Origin of the sequence: Bacillus sp. CGMCC 1.16607, assembly GCF_042683745.1 — a bacterium.
Classification (GTDB): Bacteria; Bacillota; Bacilli; order Bacillales; family Cytobacillaceae; genus Pseudoneobacillus.
In genome coordinates this window covers 273860-294875 of sequence record NZ_JBHUJX010000019.1, presented here as the reverse complement: position 1 = coordinate 294875, position 21016 = coordinate 273860, and the positions used below count along the sequence as shown (strand labels likewise).

At 36.1% G+C, this 21016-nt stretch carries 19 protein-coding genes and 1 pseudogene; 14 read left to right on the top strand and 6 right to left on the bottom strand.

What is annotated here, in order from left to right; all coding sequences use genetic code 11:
* Positions 1–4 precede the first annotated feature (4 nt).
* The 7 genes from ACFSO7_RS13815 to ACFSO7_RS13785 all read left to right on the top strand — a co-directional run bounded on the left by ACFSO7_RS13815 (position 5) and on the right by ACFSO7_RS13785 (position 8727).
* The gene (locus ACFSO7_RS13815) at positions 5–2581 is read left to right on the top strand and encodes a heavy metal translocating P-type ATPase (RefSeq protein WP_377877911.1); all 2577 of its coding nucleotides are present in this window, start codon (positions 5–7) and stop codon (positions 2579–2581) included.
* Positions 2582–2662: 81 nt separating this feature from the next.
* Positions 2663–4126 (top strand): PAS domain-containing sensor histidine kinase, encoded by a 1464-nt coding sequence (locus tag ACFSO7_RS13810; protein WP_377877910.1) that lies wholly within the window; start codon positions 2663–2665, stop codon positions 4124–4126.
* Positions 4119–4769: a response regulator transcription factor gene (locus ACFSO7_RS13805; RefSeq protein WP_377877909.1), complete on the top strand. Its 651-nt coding sequence runs from the start codon at positions 4119–4121 to the stop codon at positions 4767–4769. Before ACFSO7_RS13810 ends, ACFSO7_RS13805 begins: the two co-directional genes overlap by 8 nt.
* A 27-nt stretch (positions 4770–4796) precedes the next feature.
* Complete coding sequence (gene fosM / locus ACFSO7_RS13800) at positions 4797–5219, top strand: FosM family fosfomycin resistance protein (RefSeq protein ID WP_377877908.1); 423 nt, start codon at positions 4797–4799, stop codon at positions 5217–5219.
* A gap of 51 nt (positions 5220–5270) precedes the next feature.
* On the top strand, positions 5271–5828 hold the full coding sequence (locus tag ACFSO7_RS13795; RefSeq protein WP_377877907.1) for a DJ-1/PfpI family protein: 558 nt from the start codon (positions 5271–5273) through the stop codon (positions 5826–5828).
* 267 nt (positions 5829–6095) lie between these two features.
* Positions 6096–7595, top strand: a complete 1500-nt coding sequence (locus ACFSO7_RS13790) for a PAS domain-containing sensor histidine kinase (protein WP_377877906.1) — start codon at positions 6096–6098, stop codon at positions 7593–7595.
* Between the two features lie 226 nt (positions 7596–7821).
* The gene (locus tag ACFSO7_RS13785; RefSeq protein ID WP_377877905.1) at positions 7822–8727 is read left to right on the top strand and encodes a hypothetical protein; all 906 of its coding nucleotides are present in this window, start codon (positions 7822–7824) and stop codon (positions 8725–8727) included.
* Positions 8728–8872: 145 nt separating this feature from the next.
* Here the strand turns inward: ACFSO7_RS13785 and ACFSO7_RS13780 are convergent, their stop codons facing one another.
* Together ACFSO7_RS13780 and ACFSO7_RS13775 are read right to left on the bottom strand one after the other, a co-directional pair.
* The gene (locus ACFSO7_RS13780) at positions 8873–9652 is read right to left on the bottom strand and encodes an alpha/beta fold hydrolase (RefSeq protein ID WP_377877904.1); all 780 of its coding nucleotides are present in this window, start codon (positions 9650–9652) and stop codon (positions 8873–8875) included.
* 199 nt (positions 9653–9851) lie between these two features.
* Positions 9852–10436, bottom strand: a complete 585-nt coding sequence (locus ACFSO7_RS13775; RefSeq protein ID WP_377877903.1) for a helix-turn-helix domain-containing protein — start codon at positions 10434–10436, stop codon at positions 9852–9854.
* Positions 10437–10614: 178 nt separating this feature from the next.
* Here ACFSO7_RS13775 and ACFSO7_RS13770 point away from each other — a divergent pair, with 178 nt between their 5' ends.
* From ACFSO7_RS13770 to ACFSO7_RS13755, 4 genes and pseudogenes are all read left to right on the top strand, one after another.
* Positions 10615–11883 (top strand): MFS transporter, encoded by a 1269-nt coding sequence (locus ACFSO7_RS13770; protein WP_377877902.1) that lies wholly within the window; start codon positions 10615–10617, stop codon positions 11881–11883.
* A gap of 215 nt (positions 11884–12098) precedes the next feature.
* Positions 12099–12737 carry a FusB/FusC family EF-G-binding protein gene (locus tag ACFSO7_RS13765; protein WP_377877901.1) on the top strand — a complete coding sequence of 213 codons (639 nt, stop codon included), beginning with the start codon at positions 12099–12101 and terminating at the stop codon, positions 12735–12737.
* Positions 12738–13020: 283 nt separating this feature from the next.
* Positions 13021–13746, top strand: coding sequence for a CPBP family glutamic-type intramembrane protease (locus ACFSO7_RS13760; RefSeq protein ID WP_377877900.1), 726 nt, complete (start codon positions 13021–13023; stop codon positions 13744–13746).
* Positions 13747–13854: 108 nt separating this feature from the next.
* Positions 13855–14930: pseudogene (locus ACFSO7_RS13755) on the top strand (IS1595 family transposase).
* A gap of 140 nt (positions 14931–15070) precedes the next feature.
* On the opposite strand, the gene ACFSO7_RS13750 reads toward ACFSO7_RS13755, so the two are convergent.
* Entirely contained in the window at positions 15071–16297 is a 1227-nt protein-coding gene (locus ACFSO7_RS13750; protein WP_377877899.1) for an IS110 family RNA-guided transposase, read from the bottom strand.
* 638 nt (positions 16298–16935) lie between these two features.
* A complete protein-coding gene (locus ACFSO7_RS13745; RefSeq protein ID WP_377877898.1) occupies positions 16936–17544 on the bottom strand; it encodes a TetR/AcrR family transcriptional regulator in 609 nt (202 codons plus the stop codon).
* A gap of 241 nt (positions 17545–17785) precedes the next feature.
* Between ACFSO7_RS13745 and ACFSO7_RS13740 the strand changes: the two genes are divergently transcribed.
* The 3 genes from ACFSO7_RS13740 to ACFSO7_RS13730 all read left to right on the top strand — a co-directional run bounded on the left by ACFSO7_RS13740 (position 17786) and on the right by ACFSO7_RS13730 (position 19177).
* Positions 17786–18133 carry a DUF4260 domain-containing protein gene (locus ACFSO7_RS13740; protein ID WP_377877897.1) on the top strand — a complete coding sequence of 116 codons (348 nt, stop codon included), beginning with the start codon at positions 17786–17788 and terminating at the stop codon, positions 18131–18133.
* Positions 18134–18479: 346 nt separating this feature from the next.
* The gene (locus ACFSO7_RS13735) at positions 18480–18746 is read left to right on the top strand and encodes a CD3324 family protein (RefSeq protein WP_377877896.1); all 267 of its coding nucleotides are present in this window, start codon (positions 18480–18482) and stop codon (positions 18744–18746) included.
* Positions 18747–19033: 287 nt separating this feature from the next.
* Positions 19034–19177: a hypothetical protein gene (locus tag ACFSO7_RS13730; RefSeq protein ID WP_377877895.1), complete on the top strand. Its 144-nt coding sequence runs from the start codon at positions 19034–19036 to the stop codon at positions 19175–19177.
* Between the two features lie 137 nt (positions 19178–19314).
* Here ACFSO7_RS13730 and ACFSO7_RS13725 read toward each other — a convergent pair whose 3' ends face one another.
* Positions 19315–20277, bottom strand: a complete 963-nt coding sequence (locus tag ACFSO7_RS13725) for an alpha/beta fold hydrolase (RefSeq protein WP_377877894.1) — start codon at positions 20275–20277, stop codon at positions 19315–19317.
* A 115-nt stretch (positions 20278–20392) separates the two neighbouring features.
* Complete coding sequence (locus ACFSO7_RS13720) at positions 20393–21007, bottom strand: TetR/AcrR family transcriptional regulator (RefSeq protein WP_377877893.1); 615 nt, start codon at positions 21005–21007, stop codon at positions 20393–20395.
* Positions 21008–21016: the final 9 nt, after the last annotated feature.

The window sequence follows — 21016 nt, the reverse complement described above, 5'->3', positions numbered from 1 at the left end:
AATTATGGACATGAAAGAAGCGAATTTGCAAATCATCGGGATGACTTGTGCTGCTTGCGCTACAAGGATTGAAAAAGGATTAAGAAAAATGGATGGGGTAATAGAAGCTTCCGTTAACTTAACATTGGAACAATCAACGATAAAATATGATCCGGAAAAGGCTGACATCGAAGTTATAGAAAAGAAAATTAAGGATATAGGCTACGATATCGTTATGGAAAAGGCAGAGTTTCTTATTACCGGAATGACATGTGCAGCCTGTTCAACTCGAATTGAAAAAGGCTTAAATAAATTAGATGGTGTATCCAAGGCAAGTGTTAATTTGGCATTGGAAACAGCAACCGTAGAATATCATTCTTCCATGATTAATATTAATGATCTGATTCAGAAAGTACAAAAACTTGGCTACGGAGCAGAGAGTCAGTCAGAAGTAAATAAGGAAAAGGTGGATCCGCGTGAACAAGAGTTACAACGCCAGAAAGGGAAATTCCTTTTCTCCATGCTACTATCATTGCCAATGGCTCTTGTTATGTTTGCCAATATGGCGAAAGTTCCAGACTATTTAGGTGTTCAAGCTTTCTTCATGAATCCTTGGGTCCAACTAGCGCTGGCTGCTCCTGTACAGATAATCATTGGATTCCAGTTTTATATAGGAGCCTATAAAGCACTGCGAAACAAAAGTGCGAACATGGATGTGCTAGTGGCATTAGGTACCTCAGCTGCTTTCTTTTATAGCTTATATGAGACTATTAATTCCTATGGAAAAGGCACACCTATGCTAGAGGTTTATTTTGAAACAAGTGCGATTTTAATTACTCTCATTATTTTAGGGAAAATTTTTGAAACAAACGCCAAAGGCCGTACTTCGGAAGCAATCAAAAAGCTGATGTCGTTACATTCCAAGTCAGCCGTTGTGGAAAGGAATGGTCAGGAGCTAGAAATACTTCTAGAAGAAGTGATAGTTGGCGATATCCTTCTGATTAAACCAGGTGAGAAGGTTCCTGTTGATGGAGAAATAATTGAGGGTAGAACATCAATAGATGAATCCATGATAACGGGAGAAAGTGTTCCGGTGGATAAAACAATTGGAGACAAGGTCATTGGAGCTACAATTAATAAAAACGGTTTTATCAAGGTTCGTGCCACTAAAGTCGGAAAAGACACTGCCTTAGCTCAAATTATTAAAATTGTGGAATCGGCTCAAGGGTCGAAGGCTCCAATACAACGCCTGGCCGATCGAATTTCAGGGATTTTTGTACCGATTGTTGTTGGAATTGCAATCCTAACCTTTCTTATTTGGTATTTTTGGGTGACGCCTGGGGACTTTTCAGGGTCACTAGAAAAACTAATAGCTGTTCTTGTTATTGCTTGTCCATGTTCTTTGGGCTTGGCAACACCAACGTCAATTATGGCTGGATCGGGACGTGCTGCAGAATTTGGAATCCTGTTTAAAGGTGGAGAGCATCTTGAGATGACGAACCGTCTTACCAGTATCGTTTTAGATAAAACAGGAACGATCACAAACGGTGAACCCGTTTTAACGGACATCATTATTGATGGCGATTTATCTGAAGAAGATTTCCTGCAGGTAATTGGAGCTGCTGAGAAACAATCTGAGCATCCATTGGCTCAAGCCATTGTTCAAGGGATCAAAGAGAAGGGTATAATTTTAAATGAGTGCTCTGAATTTGAAGCAATTCCAGGATTTGGTGTAAAGGCGATTATTGGTGAAAGATTAGTCTTAATCGGAACACGTAGGCTTCTTACAGAGAATAGAGTACCGTTTGAGAAGGCAGCTTCCAAAATGGAGAATTTAGAACGAAATGGAAAGACAGCCATGCTAGTGGCTATTAATGGGGTTTATGTAGGAATCGTTGCGGTAGCAGACACCATTAAGACTTCTTCAAAAAAGGCTGTGAATCGTCTAAAAGACATGGGCTTAGAAGTTATCATGATAACAGGGGATAATCATAACGTTGCCCATGCCATTGCCAAACAGGTAGGAATCGATCAAGTTCTTGCAGAAGTACTTCCAGAAGGAAAGGCTGAACAGGTTAAAAAGCTTCAGGAGCATGGGAAATTTGTTGCAATGGTTGGCGACGGAATTAATGATGCTCCTGCATTAGCAGTTGCTGATGTAGGTATGGCGATCGGTACAGGTACAGATGTGGCAATGGAAGCTGCGGATATTACTTTGATGCGAGGAGACTTAGAGTCAATCGCCGATGCCATCCATATGAGTAAAAAGACGATCCAAAATATTAAACAAAATCTTTTCTGGGCATTTGCTTATAATACATTTGGAATACCGGTTGCCGCGTTAGGGTTCCTAGCTCCTTGGTTAGCAGGAGCTGCTATGGCTTTCAGTTCCGTTTCTGTCGTATTAAATGCACTAAGATTACAAAATGAAGAATTGAATATCAATAAATCATCCGGGAGAGAAAGAAATCCCAAAAAATGGGTAATACCAGCAGTTCTATCCATAGTCGTTATCTTTGGTGTTTATTTTATCTATAACAATTTGGTAGAGGAAACGAAACCGAAACAACAGATACCAGTGCCTGCAAAATTAGAAGATTGATATCACGCAAGATTTTTTCGGTTCACAGTATGTGAATTTTAGGTAAACTAGGAGTGAAAAGCCAAAATAGGTGGTGTTTTTATGAAAAATAACCAAGAATTATTTCAAACAGTCCTAAATTATACAAGTGATATAATTATGATCGTTGATCGAAATCGACACATTGTATATATTACCCCAAATTCATATGAGTACACTGGTTATGGTCCAGAAGAATTACAAAATAGGGATACTTTTTTTATGGTTCATCCTGAGGATAGAGAATATTTGGAGCAAAGGCATAAAAACCTGCTTAATTCTAAGCAGAGTAATTCCTCGGAATATCGAATTGTTAAAAAGAATGGTGAAGTACGGTATTGCGAGTGTAAAACGACACCACTCCCAGATACAGAGAATTACCTTCAAGTTGTTTCTACTAGAGATATTACAGAAAGAAAGTTGATGGAACTTGAACTTGAACGCCATAAGGATCGTCACGAACTTTTGCAAAAAAGCCTGAGAAACTTTTCTCATGATCTTTCTTCCGTTATGAAGCATACTGACTTGGAAGAAAGACTAATGAAGGAACTTGAAGTTACACTACCATTCTCAAAACCTTCAATACTTAAAATGAATCCAGAGAATGAGAATATCCTTAAACTACAAGATTTATCAGTTGGAAAAATCGAGACAGTCTCTGACAAGGTTATTATAAAAATAGGTGAAAAACAAAAGAAGCTGTATGTCCTTTCGATTGAGGCTAGTGCCATTCATGAAAAAATGGATTTCATTTGGTTGGAAACGTTAGCTTATTATACTATTATGGTTTTTGAAAATTTAAATATGATTGAGGGTTTAATGAATCAACTAGAAGATGCGTTGCAGAGCAGGGAAACACCAAAATGGGTGTTGCGAATGATGTTTAATCTGCAGGAACAACAGCGTATGACATTATCAAGTGACTTGCATGATACCGTTTTGCAGGATCAAATTGATTTATACAGAAGGATGGAATCTCTTCTGGGTCGTTATGAAATAAAAGCGGAAGCCAAAACTAAGCTTAAAGACATAGAACAAGGTTTATTGGATATCATCCACGATATTCGGATGACTTGTAATAATTTACGTCCGCCTCTATTAAGGGAATTGGGACTTGAAAGATCTTTGCAAAATTTATTTGAGCATATTCAGGTTAGCTCCACCTATAAAGTTATTTTTACTGCGGAACAGATTTCAACGTTACATCTTAGTGAAGAACAAACAATTGCCATCTACCGAATGGTTCAAGAATTGCTTCATCACGCAGATGAGAACTCAAGAGCGAATCTCATTAAATTCAATCTTTATAGTGAGAATGACTCATTAATAATGGTGTACAGTGATGATGGGATTGGGCTTGTTGAGCATGCAACTGATCCATCCATGCACCATTTGGGGTTAACAAGTATAAGTCAAAGAGCGAAAAGTCTAGGAGGGAAAGTTGAGTTTCGGTCAGAAAAGGGAAGTGGATTAATCGCTACCATTGAATTACCTATTAAAGAAAAAGGAGATTCGTTTAATGGTTAATATTTTAATTGTGGATGATCATTTATCCATCATAGAAGGAACCAAAATGCTTTTGGAACAAGAGCCAGATTTTTTAATCACGGTGGAAAAAAGTTCATTGAATGCGATGAATGTAATCAAGCTGAACCATTATGATGTATTACTTTTTGATTTGTACATGCCACAACTGAATGGACTTGAACTTGCAAAACAAGCGTTAGCCTATAATCAGGATTTAGTCGTATTAATATACACTGGCTTTGATATCAAACCACATTTTAATTTGTTGGTTGAAGCGGGAGTTTCAGGATTTCTGTCAAAAACTTCCTCAAGGGATGAATTAGTTTCAGGTATAAGATGTGCATTAAGGCAACAGGTCGTTCTTCCGCTTTCTTTAGTAAAGGAGTTAAGAAGACCAAGTATCATTCCCGATAGCTCCATTGCCAATGAAAAGGTTATGTTAACTTCAAATGAAGAACAAATACTTCAAGAACTTTCAAAAGGAAAAAGTACAAAGGAGATTGCCACAACTTTAGCGATGAGCCAAAGATCTCTAGAATATAACCTAACGACGCTTTACCAAAAGTTTGGGGTGAGAACTAGGGTGGATACCATTGCGATGGCCAAAAAGCTGGGTTTAATTCCAGAGGAAGAACTTAGATAAGAAATAACTAAATTTTGAGGTGAAATAATGTCAGTAAAAGCGATCAACCATTTATTATTTTCAGTGTCAAATTTAGAACGCTCTATTGAATTTTATAAAAATGTATTTGGAGCAAAATTGTTAGTGAAGGGTAGAAGTACCGCTTACTTTGATTTAAATGGTATGTGGCTCGCACTTAATGAAGAAAAAGATATTCCTCGTAATGAAATTAGCCAATCCTATACACATATTGCTTTTTCAATAGATGAAGAAGAAATTAATCATATGTACGATAAGCTATTGAAATTGAATGTGAGCATTCTTTCAGGTCGCCTACGAGATGAGAGAGATAAACAGTCCATTTACTTTATTGATCCAGATGGTCATAAATTTGAATTTCATACAGGTACTTTACAAGACAGAATGGATTATTATAGACATGAAAAATCTTATATGGAGTTTTATGATTAAAGGATTCTCTTTAATCAAGTAAAGAGTTTTCATGTTAGGGAGAGAAAGAAATTGAAAGTAGCTTTTTTGTTATATGAAGATTTTACAGCATTAGATTTCATTGGGGTTTTCGATCCAGTAACACGATTAAAAACAATGAGTTTTTTGCCAAACTTGGAATGGGATATTTGTGCTTTATCTAATCAAGTAAAAGATGGGACTGGACTTACTTTCACTCCGAATAAAATAGGCGGAAATCTTGAAACATACGATATGGTTATCGTACCAGGGGGATTGGGAACGACAAGATTAATGAATGATACTAATTTCATTAATTGGTTAAAGACTGCAAATAACTGTAAGTTAAAAGCTTCTGTATGTACAGGTTCATTATTATTTGGTTCAGCGGGTTTTTTAAATGGAAAAAGTGCTACGACTCATCCAAATGCATACGAAGTATTAAAAAAATATTGTACGGTGGTAGACAACAGAATTGTTGACGAAGGTTCGGTTATCACTGCTAGAGGGGTTAGTTCTTCCATTGATTTAGGTTTATATCTTTGTGAAAAATTAGCTGGACATAAAATTAAAGAACTAATTCGAACCCAAATGGATTATCGAACGTGTTAGTTCTTTGTTTCATTTATCATTTAATAGTTCAATAAAATAGTTTAACTAAGGGTTCTCGAACTGTAGACAAATCCGAAATATTTCGGACGTCTACAGCTTTTTTTGTTTATATGTTCTGCTCGCAGACTCCTCATTTTTTAATTTCAGCATTCATTTTGTGAAGATGCCTTCCATTTTGTTGCAAAGCAAATGAAATAAGTACCCAAGTAACACGGTTATCGTGTAAAATATTTGATAAGGTAATATCATCCAAATGGTGGTGGGAACTTGGAAACAACTCGTCATTTTAACTGGGAGTTTGAAACAATAACAAAGCATACGCTTGATATCATTATAATTGTAAATCAGGATCAGATAGTTAAATATGTAACACAATCTCTTGAAGCTATTCTTGGTTTTAGTCCTGAAGAATTCATTGGCAAAAATGCTTTTGATCAACTTCACCCTGAAGATCGGGAAAGACTAATGGCGGCACATCGAGAAGTGGTCATCACCAAGCAACCGAGAGTGGACGAATATCGTGTATTCCATAAGAACGGTGAAATAAAATATTTCGAGTCACGAGTCACTCTTATTCCTAATCAACTTGACAATCTTGTGGTGGTTTCGATTCGAGACATTACATCGCGGAAAAGGTTGGAAGTGGAGATTGAAAATAGAAAGAATCGCTATCAAAGCCTTCAATATAGCTTAAAAAAATATTCGCGGGATTTATCGACTGTCATGAATGTGTCAGACCTAAAAAATAGGCTTTTAAAAGAGCTACTAACGATGGTTCCGGAAGCAGAACCTAAAATGGTTATCTATCATCGTGAAGAGCATACTGTTGAAGGGGATTTGAACATAGGATTAAAGCCATCCTTGTCCACATTAGCTGTCGGTAAACTTCAGTATATAAACAACCAGATACTCATCTTAATAGGGGAGCGAAAGGATCAAGCTTGTATACTAGCCATAAATCCATCATCTATCAAAGAATTGATGGATTTGATATGGTTTGAAACATTGATTTACTATACGACAATGGTATTTGAAAGCTTAAATATCATTGAAAATTTATTGAACCAATTGGAAGAAGCACTCAAAAGGAACGAAAGACCACAATGGATTTTAAGACTATTGTTCAATATATCGGAAAAACAAAGGTTGGAATTATCAAGCGATTTACATGATACCGTATTAGGAAATCAATTAGAATTATACAAAAATCTTGAAACGATTCTTAAAGACTATCAGTTTGAGAATACTATAAATGAAGAGCTTAAGGGGATTATTCAAGGGTTATTAAATACAATCAACCAGATTAGAATGACTTGTAACGAGCTCCGCCCACCGTTACTTAAAGAATTGGGACTGGAAGCGGCTCTGGAAAATTTATTTGACTATACTCAAGAAATATCTACATTTAAAATTATGTTTACGACAGAAAATACAACAGAAGGTCTTTCATTAAGTGAAGAAGAAACAATCAGTATTTACCGTATCACTCAGGAATTACTAAACAATGCAAGTAAGCACTCTCAAGCAACTAATCTTCATTTTAAAATGACAAAACAAGAGGATAGTCTTGAACTCCAATATTCTGATAACGGAAAAGGACTTGATGTAGAAAGATTGACTCCATCTTTCAAGAGTATGGGACTTTCAGGAATGAGAGAGAGAGTTAAAAGCCTTAACGGCAGCATTGAGTTTCATTCAGAACCTGGAAATGGCCTCATTGTAAAGATGAAATTTCCTACTTCTATCTTGAAGAAAAGAGTAGTATGAGGGTCATTTTTCTAATTTTTATATTATCGATTTGGGAGATAGGCCACAATTAGTGGCTTATTTTTTTGTTTGAAAATAATGTTAAGACTATTCCTTACATGAAACTTCTTTTACGAGTTGGCGGTTGACATCAAAATATTTGCGGGAGTGACTCAATCCTTTGCGGATTTCCATTAGCTGTTCAGTTGTATGATAAGTGCATGGTTAATAAAAAGGAGTGACAAAGATGAGGAAATGGGCAGTAGCAGGAATGCTCTATGTTACGGTAGTAATCTTTGGTTTTCAGGCTTATAACAAATGGATCGCAGATGAGGAACAAGTGGCTCAAGCAGATATAGGAGATATGGGGGATATGCAGAATATGAAGGAAGCAGATAACGGAAGCGAGAAAACAGAATCTAGTGGTCATGAGGAATCATCGGTAGATAGTCACGAGGAGAATGAAGCTGAAGGCAGTCATGGACATGAAAGTAATCATTCTCAAAGTGAAGGTAGTCAAGTGAATGCATTTGTTTTCAATGATAAGGACATTATTAAGATTTTTCTAAAAGATAAGTCAGGAAATCCGGTTGATGATCTTAAAATCAATCACGAAAAGGTTTTTCATCTTATTTTGGTAGATGAACAACTACAGAAGTATTACCATGTACACCCTGAAAGAACAGCTAAGGGGGAGTTCGCTATTAAAAATTCTCTTCCAGATGGTTATTATAAAGCGTTTATTGATATTAAACCTAATAACTTTACTTATGAAGTAGAACCAGTTTCTTTTGTAGTGGGTACTCCTACATCGGAGAGCCATGGTCATGAATTGGTTCCAGACACTACTTTTAGTAAAACAGTTGACGGGGAGAAGGTAACGCTTAATGTAAGTACCTTTAAGGCTAACACAAATGTAAAGCTTTCATTCGAATTGGATCAAAAGAATTTAACTCCCTATTTAGGAGCGATGGGTCACGTGGTCATACTAGATGAATACGGCAAGAAGTTTTTACATGTACACCCAGCAAATGATACTGAACCTCTTTTCGAAACGAAATTTGATAAGCCTGGTATCTACAAAATTTGGGCTGAATTTCAACAAAATGGTAGGGTCAGAGCGTTCCCATTTGTGATAGAAGTGACGGAATAGGTATAGAATTTGTAATCTAAGAGGACAGTTCCTTTGGCTCAAACTCTTGGTAAGATCAAGAGCGAGATTATAAGAACCGTCCCCGTTGTTCCGTTTGGATCCTCTCTTTTATATTAAGGACCACTTCTTGTAATAATCTTTTGAACTATATAAATTCGGTTAAGAGTTGGTTTACCTTGTCACGTTCTTCCCAAAAAGGACCATGACCGCTGTATTGGAATGGGGTGAGCTTGGAATTTCTTATTCTTTGATGGAGCTCCTGTGCTTGTGAAAACGGAATCACTTTGTCATGAATTCCGTGTATAATTAGAGTAGGCTTATCTATTTGGGGAAGATCTGTATCTAGCTTTTCGTCTCTTAACAGTTTAATAATAGCCGCAGTCGACCAGTTTGCAGCCTCTAATCCCATTTGGAAAAACCAGTCTGAAAATGCACCTGTAATATATTGAAAGAAAAAGGTATCCGTTATTCCCTGCATCATCTTTGGACGGTCATTTAAGGTTTCCTTTAATAGGTTATTCGCTGTTTCTTTTGTAAATCCAGTTGGAGCTGCAGCGTCAATAAGGACAAGCTTGGAAACTCCGTACCCGTTATAACGGGACATATATCGAATGGCGATTGCTCCTCCAGTAGAGTGGCCGACGAGCGCGAAATTGTCTAGTTGAAGTGCAGTAACAATCATTCGGATATCATCAGCCAATCTATTGTAAGTGTAGCCGCTAATCGGTTTATCCGATTTTCCAAAGCCTCTCCAATCTATGCCTATGCAGCGGTAACCCTTTTCTGAAAGAAAAGTAAACTGATATTCAAATTGCTTATGGCTAAGTGGCCAGCCATGTATAAATACAATCGTCTTGCTGCCAGCAGGATTAATATCTTCTACAAATAAATTTACACCTGGCTCCACAGGAACAAAGAATCCCATAACCATTCCCCCGTCATCATAACATTTTAAGGTTAAGATATTCATAGGAGGTAACATGGGTGAGTACCTATCTTTGTTATAGTACTGAGAGAATATATATTTTTTTTGAATCAAGATTATTTAAAAAATAAGGGGAAAATTTAATCAAGTATAAACATTTAACTCATAACTCGTGTACGATCATTTATCTAACAAATTTTTATATGAGTTGATAAAATAGACCAAATTGAGTATCATACCATAACAGTTTGCCATGTTTACGTTTTGGGATACGTGTTTGAAAATTCCATTCAGGAAACTGTTTAATGATCTGAACTTGATCACCAGTAGCAAAAGCAATAAATGATATATAATGATCTTTTGACATCGGATGGTCGCTAGAAAGAAACCATTCATTATCAACTTCTGTTATTGATAACTTTTCCTCATCTGTAGCTTTCTTCGCTTCTAATAATTCTAACTTTCTCCCACAGCAAGATATGGTTATATCTCCAGTTGCAAATACAATATTATGACATGATGGGCAGACAAAATAATTCGATTTTTTCATATTTCCTCCTACAAATTCATTCGACGATAATTCTCCATCTAATATATTTTCTATATTTACACCTAGTAAGGTAGATAAACTTGGTAATAGTGTGACATCTGGGCAGCCATACCCACGCTCCCATTTCGAAATCGTTCGATCAGAAATGTTCATCTGATCAGCTAATTGTTTCTGTGTTAGCCCTTTTTCCTTCCGTAAATGATAAATTAATTCTCCAACTTTACGATTATCCATTAATTTCTCCTCCTGCTCTAATTAATCATAGGGGTTTATAAGTTTGGTAGCAACAAACGCTCCGTAGAGTTAGGGACAGGGGTGGTGGGACCTGTCCCCCTGTCCCATTAAAAACTATCTTCTACCCCAACAGAAAACCCATATATATAAGAGTAAAAACGAACAGGGGTAGAAATCATTGGACAAACAAACTAGCAAGTTTAGATGGGTTGTATTTACTTCTGTATTGTTTACTTATTTATTAATGGCAAGTCAACGAACCGCTCCAGGGTTGATTACAGACCAGGTGATGAGGGATTTTCATGTAACAGCATCAACGATTGGGTTACTGACAAGTATTCAATTTTTTGTATACACAGGTTTGCAAATTCCAATGGGTATATTGGCTGATCGATTTGGACCTAATTTTTTTCTAATTACAGGTGCGATACTTACGGGTGTTGGTACTGTCGTTTATAGTCTTGGAACACATGAATTTGTCCTGTTTTTTGCAAGAATACTAACAGGAACAGGTGATGCGACAATTTGGGTTAATATGATGTTAATTTTGGGTCAATGGTTTAGTGTGAAGGAGTTTGTTCGATTAATTGGCCTGGCGGGAATGACGGGGAGTCTTGGTTTCCTATTGGCGACAGTCCCTTTCTCCGAATGGATTATCTTACTTGGATGGAGGGCTGCATTTTTATCAGCAGGACTACTATTATGTCTATGCGGGCTTCTCCTTTATTTTGTACTTTTGAAAAAACCAAAGCAAATCTTTCCGAACGAACTGGTATCTGTAAAAAATGAAACGCAACGTGAAAAAACATGGGTAATATTGCGAAGAATATTTTCGAACCGGCAGGCGTGGGCTTTATTTTTTTGTCACTTTGGGGTTGTCGGTGCGTATGTAGGATTTATTAGTTCATGGGCAGTGCCCTATGGGATGAATGTGTATGGAATGACTCGATCTGATGCCAGCCAACTTATTATGATTGGTTTGATCGGGGCACTAATAGGTGCTCCGTTGACAAGTTGGATTTCGAGTCGGTTAGAAACCATTAAACAACCGTATGTAGTTGTTCATATCACTATTTTACTAAGTTGGTTCTGCATTCTTTTATTTAATGGAAATCCACCACTTTTCATGCTAATTTTGCTCTTTTTTATCATTGGCTTTGGATATGGGGCAAGTGCTTTAACTTTTGCTGTCGTCCGCCAATCTTTTCCTATAACAGAATCAGGTATTGTTTCTGGGTTTGCTAATACAGGTGGATTTCTAAGTGCCGTCATGCTGCCAAGCATTTTTGGGCTTGTTTTGGATCATTTTCAGTCTGCGCCAGGTGTTACGAGTGATGGATACTATTACGGTTTTATCACTCCAGTTATCTTCTCAATCATTGGCTTGGTTGGAGTGCTTTCTATTAAGGAAAAGCGGCTAGAAGAAGAAAGGGAGCTTAGCCGTTAAGTTTGGCTTTATTAAATTTTTTTATGGTTTTATTTAAAGTGGTCATGCCGAACAAGTGATACTAGGTCTCTGACTCCGCTACTCTCTTCTATCGACCGTTTATCGGGGCTTACAAGCGCGCTTCCGCTTTTTAAGTATATTTTGGTTAGAATAATTCTGTACCTATCCATATTTAGAATTTCGGATTAAAGTTATAGAAGATTGGAGGAATCGATATGGAATCTTTTATTCGGACTGATCAGTATCAATTTATTAAATCACAAACGCAAATTCTCATAAATGGCTACGCAAGTGTAAATGACAAGAAAGTACTAAATGCACTGAAATCATTGGTGTACGATAAAGTCATCAATCTCTTTAATGATATAAACGTAGAACAAAAACAATTAATCGAGCCAATTATTGAAGTGACTGACTCTGTGAAAGCAGAAGAATATTTGCTGACATTAAAGCCATTTGTAATCCCATTTAAGAAAGTGACAGAACAAATCGTTAAAAAATTATTTCCAAAAGCGAAAAAGTTGAAGCAGCCATCTTTAGAGCAAATAGATTTAAAAGAACTTACTTATTTTGGCTGGAATGACAAAGGAAGTAATAAAAAATTCGTTATCGCCTTACTAGAAAATGAATTTATAGGCTTGCATGGTTCTTTCACACCATCTAGCAAAAAAGGAGTATGTACCATTTGCAACCGTCACGCCGAAGTAGGACTCTTTATGTCGGAAACAAAAGGTACAGCTCAAGGCACCTATATTAGTAGAGGGAACTATATTTGCCAGGATAGTATGAAATGTAGTGAAAATATAAAATCTCTTAAGAAGTTAAACGAATTTATTGAACTTCTAAAAAGCTAAAGGTTATAATAAATGGGAAGGAGTTTGTCTTATTGGAGGCAGACTCTTTTTTTAGGTAGGAAGTATAACTTTTTCGGACTTCAAAAATTGTCCAGCGCAAGCATCATAACCCTTAGTTATATTTTTTTCTTTACATTTTGAACCAGGATAGTTATAATTTTTATAAACTAACGTTAGTTAGTTTGTTGAGTAAATTAATATGGAGAATTATGTACAAAGTGGAGTAGACAAGAAGTTAAAAATGTTTAGTATCGGCAAATGAAAATAGACTGGGGGAGATAGGATGACACAAGCACGAATTTTGTCTGTGTTAATGATGAGAACGGTTTTTTTTCTGATTTTTGGTTTATTGATGATTGCTATTTTTTATGGTTTAGGGTCAGACAATGCAATGAAGGAAGCGGAGAAATGGTGGCCGTACCAAGCAATTCTAGCAAATATTGCGAGCTTCTTAGTTTTAAAGAGTTTATTAAAAAAAGAAGGGAAATCCTACAATTCAATTTTGCAATTCAAGAAAGGAAAACTTAAAAAGGATGTATGGAAAGGCTTACTGTATCTATTGATTAGTTTTCCTTTTGCTGCATTAGGGCTATATGGACTTTCTTATTTATTTTTGGGAGACGTTCAGCCGCCAACTAATATGATGCAAGCTATTCCAGTTGGTGCTGCCGTTATTGCAGTTATTCTTTTCCCAATATCAAATGCAATGGTTGAACTGCCTACTTACTATGGCTATTCTTTTCCAAGAGTGGAAAAAATGTGGGGTACTGTTTTAGCACTTATTTTAACAGCAGTCTTTTTGTCAGTTCAACATGGTCCGCTTCCAATTGTGTTAGATGGGCCATATATTGCTTGGCGGTTATTGGCATTTCTTCCGTTGGCATTTGTAGTCGGGTTCATTTTTCAAAGAACAAGGAATATTACACCATTGATCATTGCGCATTTTGTGATGGATTTTCAAATGGTAATGTATGTCTTATTTGCATCTTTAGGATTCCCTCTTGCCTAAAAGCTTTAAATTGAAAAGTTGTGTTAGTATTCATTGTTGATATTTGCAATAGTCCGAACTTTTGTTCTGTAATGTTGGTAAAAAGACGGTGCAAAGTGGGTTTAATCAGTGAACGTTAGAGACATTATTAAATCCATTCAAAAACTTAATCCAGGAGACAAACATCGTTTACGAGCGTATTTGATTGATGCTCTTACTGTGTCCTAGTCAGCAGGTAGCGTCGTGTTACAAGAAATAACTGAACGCAAGAATAAAGAAGGCTATCACTGTCCTGATTGCGAGTCTGAACATATTGTTCGAAATGGGAAATACACTACCCTCGTTGATTTTGTGAAGAAGTTGAAAAGCAACGCTATCTTTGCAAAGCTTGCAAAAAGACATTTACTGATCTTACAAATACCACTTTGTACTGAACTCGCCGTCTAAATAAATGGGTTAAATTTGTTGAATGTATGATAGATGGGTACTCTTTACGCAAATCGCAGAATTAATGAATGTTAATAATTCAGATGATGATTCTGATGATATTTCTTACGCTACTTTATTCTACTAGAGACATAAGCTACTATCTTCGTTAAATTAAATGGAAATCTCTGATTTTCAAGGTATTGTGGAAATGGACGAGACTTATTTTCTGTACTCTCAAAAAGGGTCTAGAGATATTAAAGACAGAGAACCTCGGGAACGAGGTGGAGCTGCCAAAAAACGTGGAATAAGTAATGAGCAAGTCTGCGTGTTAGTGGCAAGGGATATCGGGATAAACTGACCTTTTCTCAGGCATTAGGAAGGGGTCGATTAACTAAAGAGCAATTAGATAAAGCAATCGGACATAAACTTTCCAATAAAAACGTCATATGTACTGATTCTTGGCGGCCTTTAAAATTTATGCTACTGAAAAGGGAATGGTTATTCATCAATTCAAATCAGATGGTAAAGTCCGTACTAGAGGGATTTATCACATCCAGAACGTCAACAGCTCTCACAGTAGACTAAAAGGATGGATACAACCATTTAAGGGTGTTGCAACTAAGTATCTAAACAATTATCTTACCTGGTTTAAGGTAATGAAAGCCATTCATCACCAAAGAAGTGACGTTAATATAAGAGACTTGATGATTAAAGGAAATTTAATACCCAATTTGGAAACGTATGATACACTTAGAACATCGAATGTCGAGTTATAAGAATAGTTTCTTATTCAACTATCCTGAAAAATAGTAATGGTAAAAGGGCATTTTGGCAATACGAAACTAAACCCTATAAGATCCATTTTTTTTTGATAGATCAGGGTCTCGAATTTTTAGCTATATTTTTTTGACCATAATTACGCTATTGCTTCAACAGTTACTTTACAACCAAGAGTCTCTAATCGTTTGATAGATTGCTTGATCACGATTTCTTTCTTTCGTCGGTCAAAGTAATCTGCGCCCAACTCAATATAGGGGACTCTTCTGTTTAACATGTGATATGCAATTGTTAATATGGTATGTCCAACCGCAACTGCTGCGCGTTTTTTACCAACTCTTGCCGCCAAACGTTGGTATTGGGAAGATAGGTAGGTGTTTTTTGTCCTAGCTGCCGAATGTGCTGCTTCAACAAGTGCGGCTCGCAATTTTTTATTACCTTTTCTTGTTTTTCCGGACTTTTTTTTGCCAGCACTTTCATTGTTACCTGGAACCATACCAGCCCATGAACATAAATGAGGAGCCGAAGGAAACTGGTTTGAAATTTCTATGCCAATTCCGATTTCAGCCAAAAGTTGTTCGGCGTGACTTCTGCCAATTCCAGGGATAGAATCAAGCAATTCAATATCTTCTTCATAAGGCTGCATGCGTTGCTGGACTTCTTCACTTAACAGTTCAATTTGTTGATCCATAAAGTCAATGTGTGAAAGTTGAGTTTTTAACATCATCTTTTGATGGGGTCCAACGGATCCTACTAAAGCACGTTCTAAATCATCCTTTTTTTTCTTCAAGCTTCTTTTAGCTAGGCTTGATAATGTTTGTGGATCATTTACACCATTAATAATGGCTTCAATCATTGCTCGACCTGAAACACCCATAATGTCTGTCGCAACTGAAGAAAGTTTAATATTAGCACCTTCTAGAACCTTTTGGATTCTACTAATCTCCCTAGCCCTTTCTTCAATTAGACTACGACGGTATCGAACTAACTCACGTAGTTCTCTTTGTTCCCTATTAGGGATATAACTGTGTTGAAGAAGACCGTGGCGAAGCAATTTCGCAATCCATTCTGCATCTTTAACATCAGTTTTACGTCCCGGAACAGCCTTGATATGAGCAGCATTTACAACCATCGGTTGTATTTCTTCTAGTTCTAATAGATTGTAGATTGGTTTCCAATATACACCTGTACTTTCCATTGCAACATGAGTACACCGTTTACTTTTGATCCAATCCACCAATTGAAAAAGGTCATGTGTCATAGTACCAAATGTTTCGATTTCTTTTCCTTTTGGAGTAATCGCGCAAGCGGTAATACTTTTTTTGTGAACATCGAGTCCACAACAGCGTGCATAAACAACATTCATTATTAACATCCTTTCAACAGGCTGAAGTAAATTAAGGCTGGTGCAACAACCATATAAGATTAATCTATCCTACGTGCTTCTCATTCGAGAGCAACAATTTGTGGTGCACCTGGTCGTAGTGAATCAGTCTACCATGCGGGCTTATAAGCACCATAGTTGAACGACCTTCCTTCGCCAGCCATATAAACAGGATTGACAGGGGGAGAGGGAACTAGACTAGGATAAAAGTATTTTCATTCATTTGATGGTGCCGCGTAAGCGGCATGAGTGTCTACCATGAAAATAAAACATCTCTAAATCGTATAAAAGTCAATACTAAGACTCGTCCCAATCGTTAAAAAAAATTGAGAAAGCCACAATTCAGTAATCTAAGGACTGGATTAGAATAACTGAATTAAGAATCATTATGGACAGATCAATCCATTTTCATTCTTTGTGGTGAAGTGTAGGTTTTTGCGCTTCATGGATGGCTAACGGAGGCTTTAGTTGAATAAAAAACAATTAGCCTGTCATTTTATGGCAGGCTAATTTAATAGTAATAAATCAACATTAAAAACTAATATAGCTAATTGAAAAAATACATGGCTGCATAATAAGACGCCCCCTGTCTAATTGATAGGAGGTAGCCTTAATTAAGTTTATTTTACAATAACGATATTTAAAAAGAATTCGATATGCTTGTCTAATCTTTGCTCTACCTCGGATGTGTCTTTCCCATCAAATTTTAAGATATTATATTCCGTAAGTAAGGAAAAAACGGGATATTGATATTCTGTAGTTAACATTTTAGGATCAATTCGCTGGATTTTTTTCAATTCCATCAACTTAGTAAAAACGATTTCCAGGAAATCTATTGTTGTACCAAATAAGTCCTTGAGAATGATCTCTCTTGCTAATGGAGAACGAAATTGTTCTATTTGAAGTATTCTCCACATTTTTTGTGCCGTCTCATTTTCCATATATCTTTTAAAATTTCTATGTCCAGCTTTTAAAAAGTCCTCCACAGAACTTTTTTGTAAGATTTCATCTAGAAGTTCAATAGGGGGTAGAGTTTTTGCAAAATCATCTCGAAAATAAGTTAAGATGGACTCTAAAATTGCATCTTTGTTACTAAAATGGTTATATAATGAACTTTCCTTAATTCCTACTTCTCTTGTTATTTCGCGAACGGAAACGCCACTAAATCCTTTTATAGAGAACAGATCCAAGGATGTGTAGAAAATTTTATCCTTTGTACTTAATGACACACGCTTCACCTCAATCCAATTATAACAGTAAAGACATCCCAATCTAAAGCGCAATTCTACATTCTATATTTAATTGTGAAAAGGGTGTATGGCAATTTGTAATCCCTGGTAATCCAGTTATTTCAAATTGGTGGAAACCTCCATATCTCCTTAACTTTTATAATGAATATTGTAATTTATAAAAGTCGTATTATAATTTAAAGTTACTAACGTCCGTTAGTTTTTAGAAGGAGGTGTGAGAATGAGTAAAACATTGCTACGTTTAGAAGGGCTTATAGTATTTTTATTAGCTATTGGTTATTACCATATTAATGGATTTAGTTGGCTTTTATTTATCATTTTTCTGCTTGCTCCAGATGTAGGAATGATAGGTTATGCCTTCAATAATAAGTTGGGTGCTTACATCTATAATGGTTTTCATACTTATGCTATTCCATTAACTTTGCTTCTCGTTTCATTCTTAACAAATCAGGATTATCTTTTAATAATAGGATTAATATGGACCGCCCATATTGGGATGGATCGTGCATTAGGATATGGATTGAAAAAAATCTCTAGCTTTAAAGATACACATTTAGCACAGTTGTAAAAGGAAAAATGCGGATGATTCTGGCACTAAAGAAGGGAGCGGCTTTTTTCTCTGTTTCTACCTTTATCTATTTATTTTCCAAGAATGAAACTTCTGGCATGACCAAATGATAGGATGATGCCTGGAAACTCAATATTTTTTCAATTATAATAAGGAATGAATGTTATTTAAAGGGGGCAATAAAATGGCAAATCTGTTTCTTTTGTCAAAGTCTTCAACTACTCATGCAAAGCCTGTTATTGGAAAGGCGAAACTTTGCATGGGGCAAAATTTATCTAATTAATCGCCAATTCAATTGCTTGGCTTTGCACCTTATTTTTAATGAATAAATAAGGAGCTGGCTAAAGTGAAATATGTAAAAGCAGATTCAGTCTTACCTGAAAATCTACTATCGGAAATTCAAAAATATGTACAGGGTGAAACCATCTATATACCCAAACGAGAATCTACTCGAAATAAATGGGGGACAAAGTCAGGAAGTAGAAGGCTTATAGATAGCCGAAATGAGAGGATAAGGATTGCCTTTTATGAGGGGGAAACTATACCTGAATTAGCAGACGAATTCTTCCTTTCCATTGAAACTATTAAAAAAATTGTCTATTCCAAGCACTGATACACTCAGTGCTTTTTTAAATATAAATTAGTTTAAGAAAGTGACAGAGCAAACTGTTGATAATTATTTCCAAATTGATGCTGCCTCGTTTAGTGGAAATGGATTTTCTTGAACTGACGTATCTTGGCTGGAATGACAAGAGTAGCAATATCTTGCAATGATTAGTTTCAGACACAACAAAAGGAAATTTGTCTACATATGTTGAATGACTCTCTAGAAAATTTTTGAAACCCCCTGCTCCATTTTCCGTATATTCTAATAAATAGTGGGAAGTGGAGTGATGGCTATTGTTAAAGAAAATTGGAAAGGTTGGATTTGTAATGATTGCATATCCTTTTGCGTTTCTGTTATCCATTTTTTTTGACCCAAATGGAGGACCGGTTCTGTTGTTAAGAGATATCTTAAAAGATCAAAACAGGTTTAACCAATAAACTTTTTTTAAAATAGTGGAGCTTCATCAAGGCGGTCATGATGTAGCAATCTATAATCAAAACTATGAATTATTTATTCGAACAATAAAGGGAAAATCCTTATTTGCAGGAGTTTCCCCTTTGAATGATGCCTCCAGTTACCTTAAAATGTCGAGGATGCTTTCTATTACAATCTTTGGTTGATCATGTTGAATGTAGTGACTAGAATTTTCAACGATTTTTCTCTTACTGTTTGTTGATAACTGAAGTAAGGTATCTTGTGATTTTTGCCAGTCTTTGTGCTCTTTTTCCTCAGCTCTAGAGGAAAGGATAATCATAGGGATATTTCCTAAACCTTCTTTTTGAACGATTTTGAGCTGATTTTCATCAGTGGTAGTCATAAATTTAATTTCACTTCGTTGGTCCTCGTTGTAGAACTGACGATATAAAAATGCTTTTGATCTTGCATCAGACATGACTGCTTCGGGAACAGGTAGTATGCCTAGTTCCCCGATTATCCTCATGACACCTAATTTCCGTAATGATCCATGGAATAATAGAGCAGAATCTGATACTTTAGGACTTTTTCCGATAAGAGATGTGTCCAACAATACTATACCTGCTACTTCGTCAGGGTAACGATGAGCAAATAATTGCATGTTGAAACCGCCAAAAGAATGACCAACAAGAATATACGGTCCCCGTTCACCTGAAATTTCTAACATTTTATGGAGATCCTTCACTATTTGTTCACTCGTACGATCATTATGAGCTTGATCGCTCCACCCGTAGCCAGCACGATCATAGGAGATTACTCTTGTAATTTTAGCTAAATCAGGCTGGATTTCTTTCCAATCGGAAACAGAAGAAGGGGTACCTGATCCCGATTCTAATAGAATGGTGGGAAGATCCGTTTTTTTTCCGATTGCATACATATGTAGCTGATAATTTCCAACATCAACAAATTTACCAACAGGTGGATAATTGGAATTACTGGAATAAGATAAAATGGTGTGATAAATAAATAGGATAACAAAGATGAATAGTAAAAAAATAATAGAGAAAAATAAAATCTTCATTGACTTTTTCCCTTTTAATCTGTTTTTTAACTGTAGCTCCATAGCGAATTTCTCTCCTTTCCCATTTCATCTGACAATTTTATGCTTTGATTGATGTGGATAATTTCCCATGCTTTTTAGTAGCGTAATAAGTGATAATGACGGATAAATGCTGTAACTATTGATCCTTCACTTGTAATGCAAGTTCTAGTAATTTTTGTAATGCATCGAGTTGTCCTTGGATATCAACTACGTCTTCCTCAAGAAATATGGAACTAATATTTAACCCTTCTAGTGTAGAGATTATCACTTTACTCAATTGATCAACTGAAATAGTAGGGTGAAATTCTCCGCTATCCATCCCCGCATGTAATAGCCCCATAAATTTAGCTGATGCAGCCTTATATCTATTTTCTAAAAAGGGAATGCGATGCTTTTCTCTCCACGCGGTAACAAAGTATTCATACGCGATTGGTATAAGTGTATTCCGAATGACTGTAAGTTCTTTTTTTTGATTATCGATAAAGTGTTTCAGGTGTTCCCAAAATGAATCTGAATGGTAAATATTTATTTTTTCATCATTTGCTTCGTATTCGATTTCTAATAAATGTAGAAATATTTCTTCCGTATTGGAAAAGTACATGTATAAACCACCAAAACTGATTCCTGCTTCTTCTTTAATGTCTTTCATTGTAGTAGGCTCAAAGCCTTTACGTTGAAAAACATTTTTAGCATGCATGATTATTTCTTTCTTCTTTTTCGCTTTGTATTCTTCTGATACTTTTGGTGTCATGATTGTACT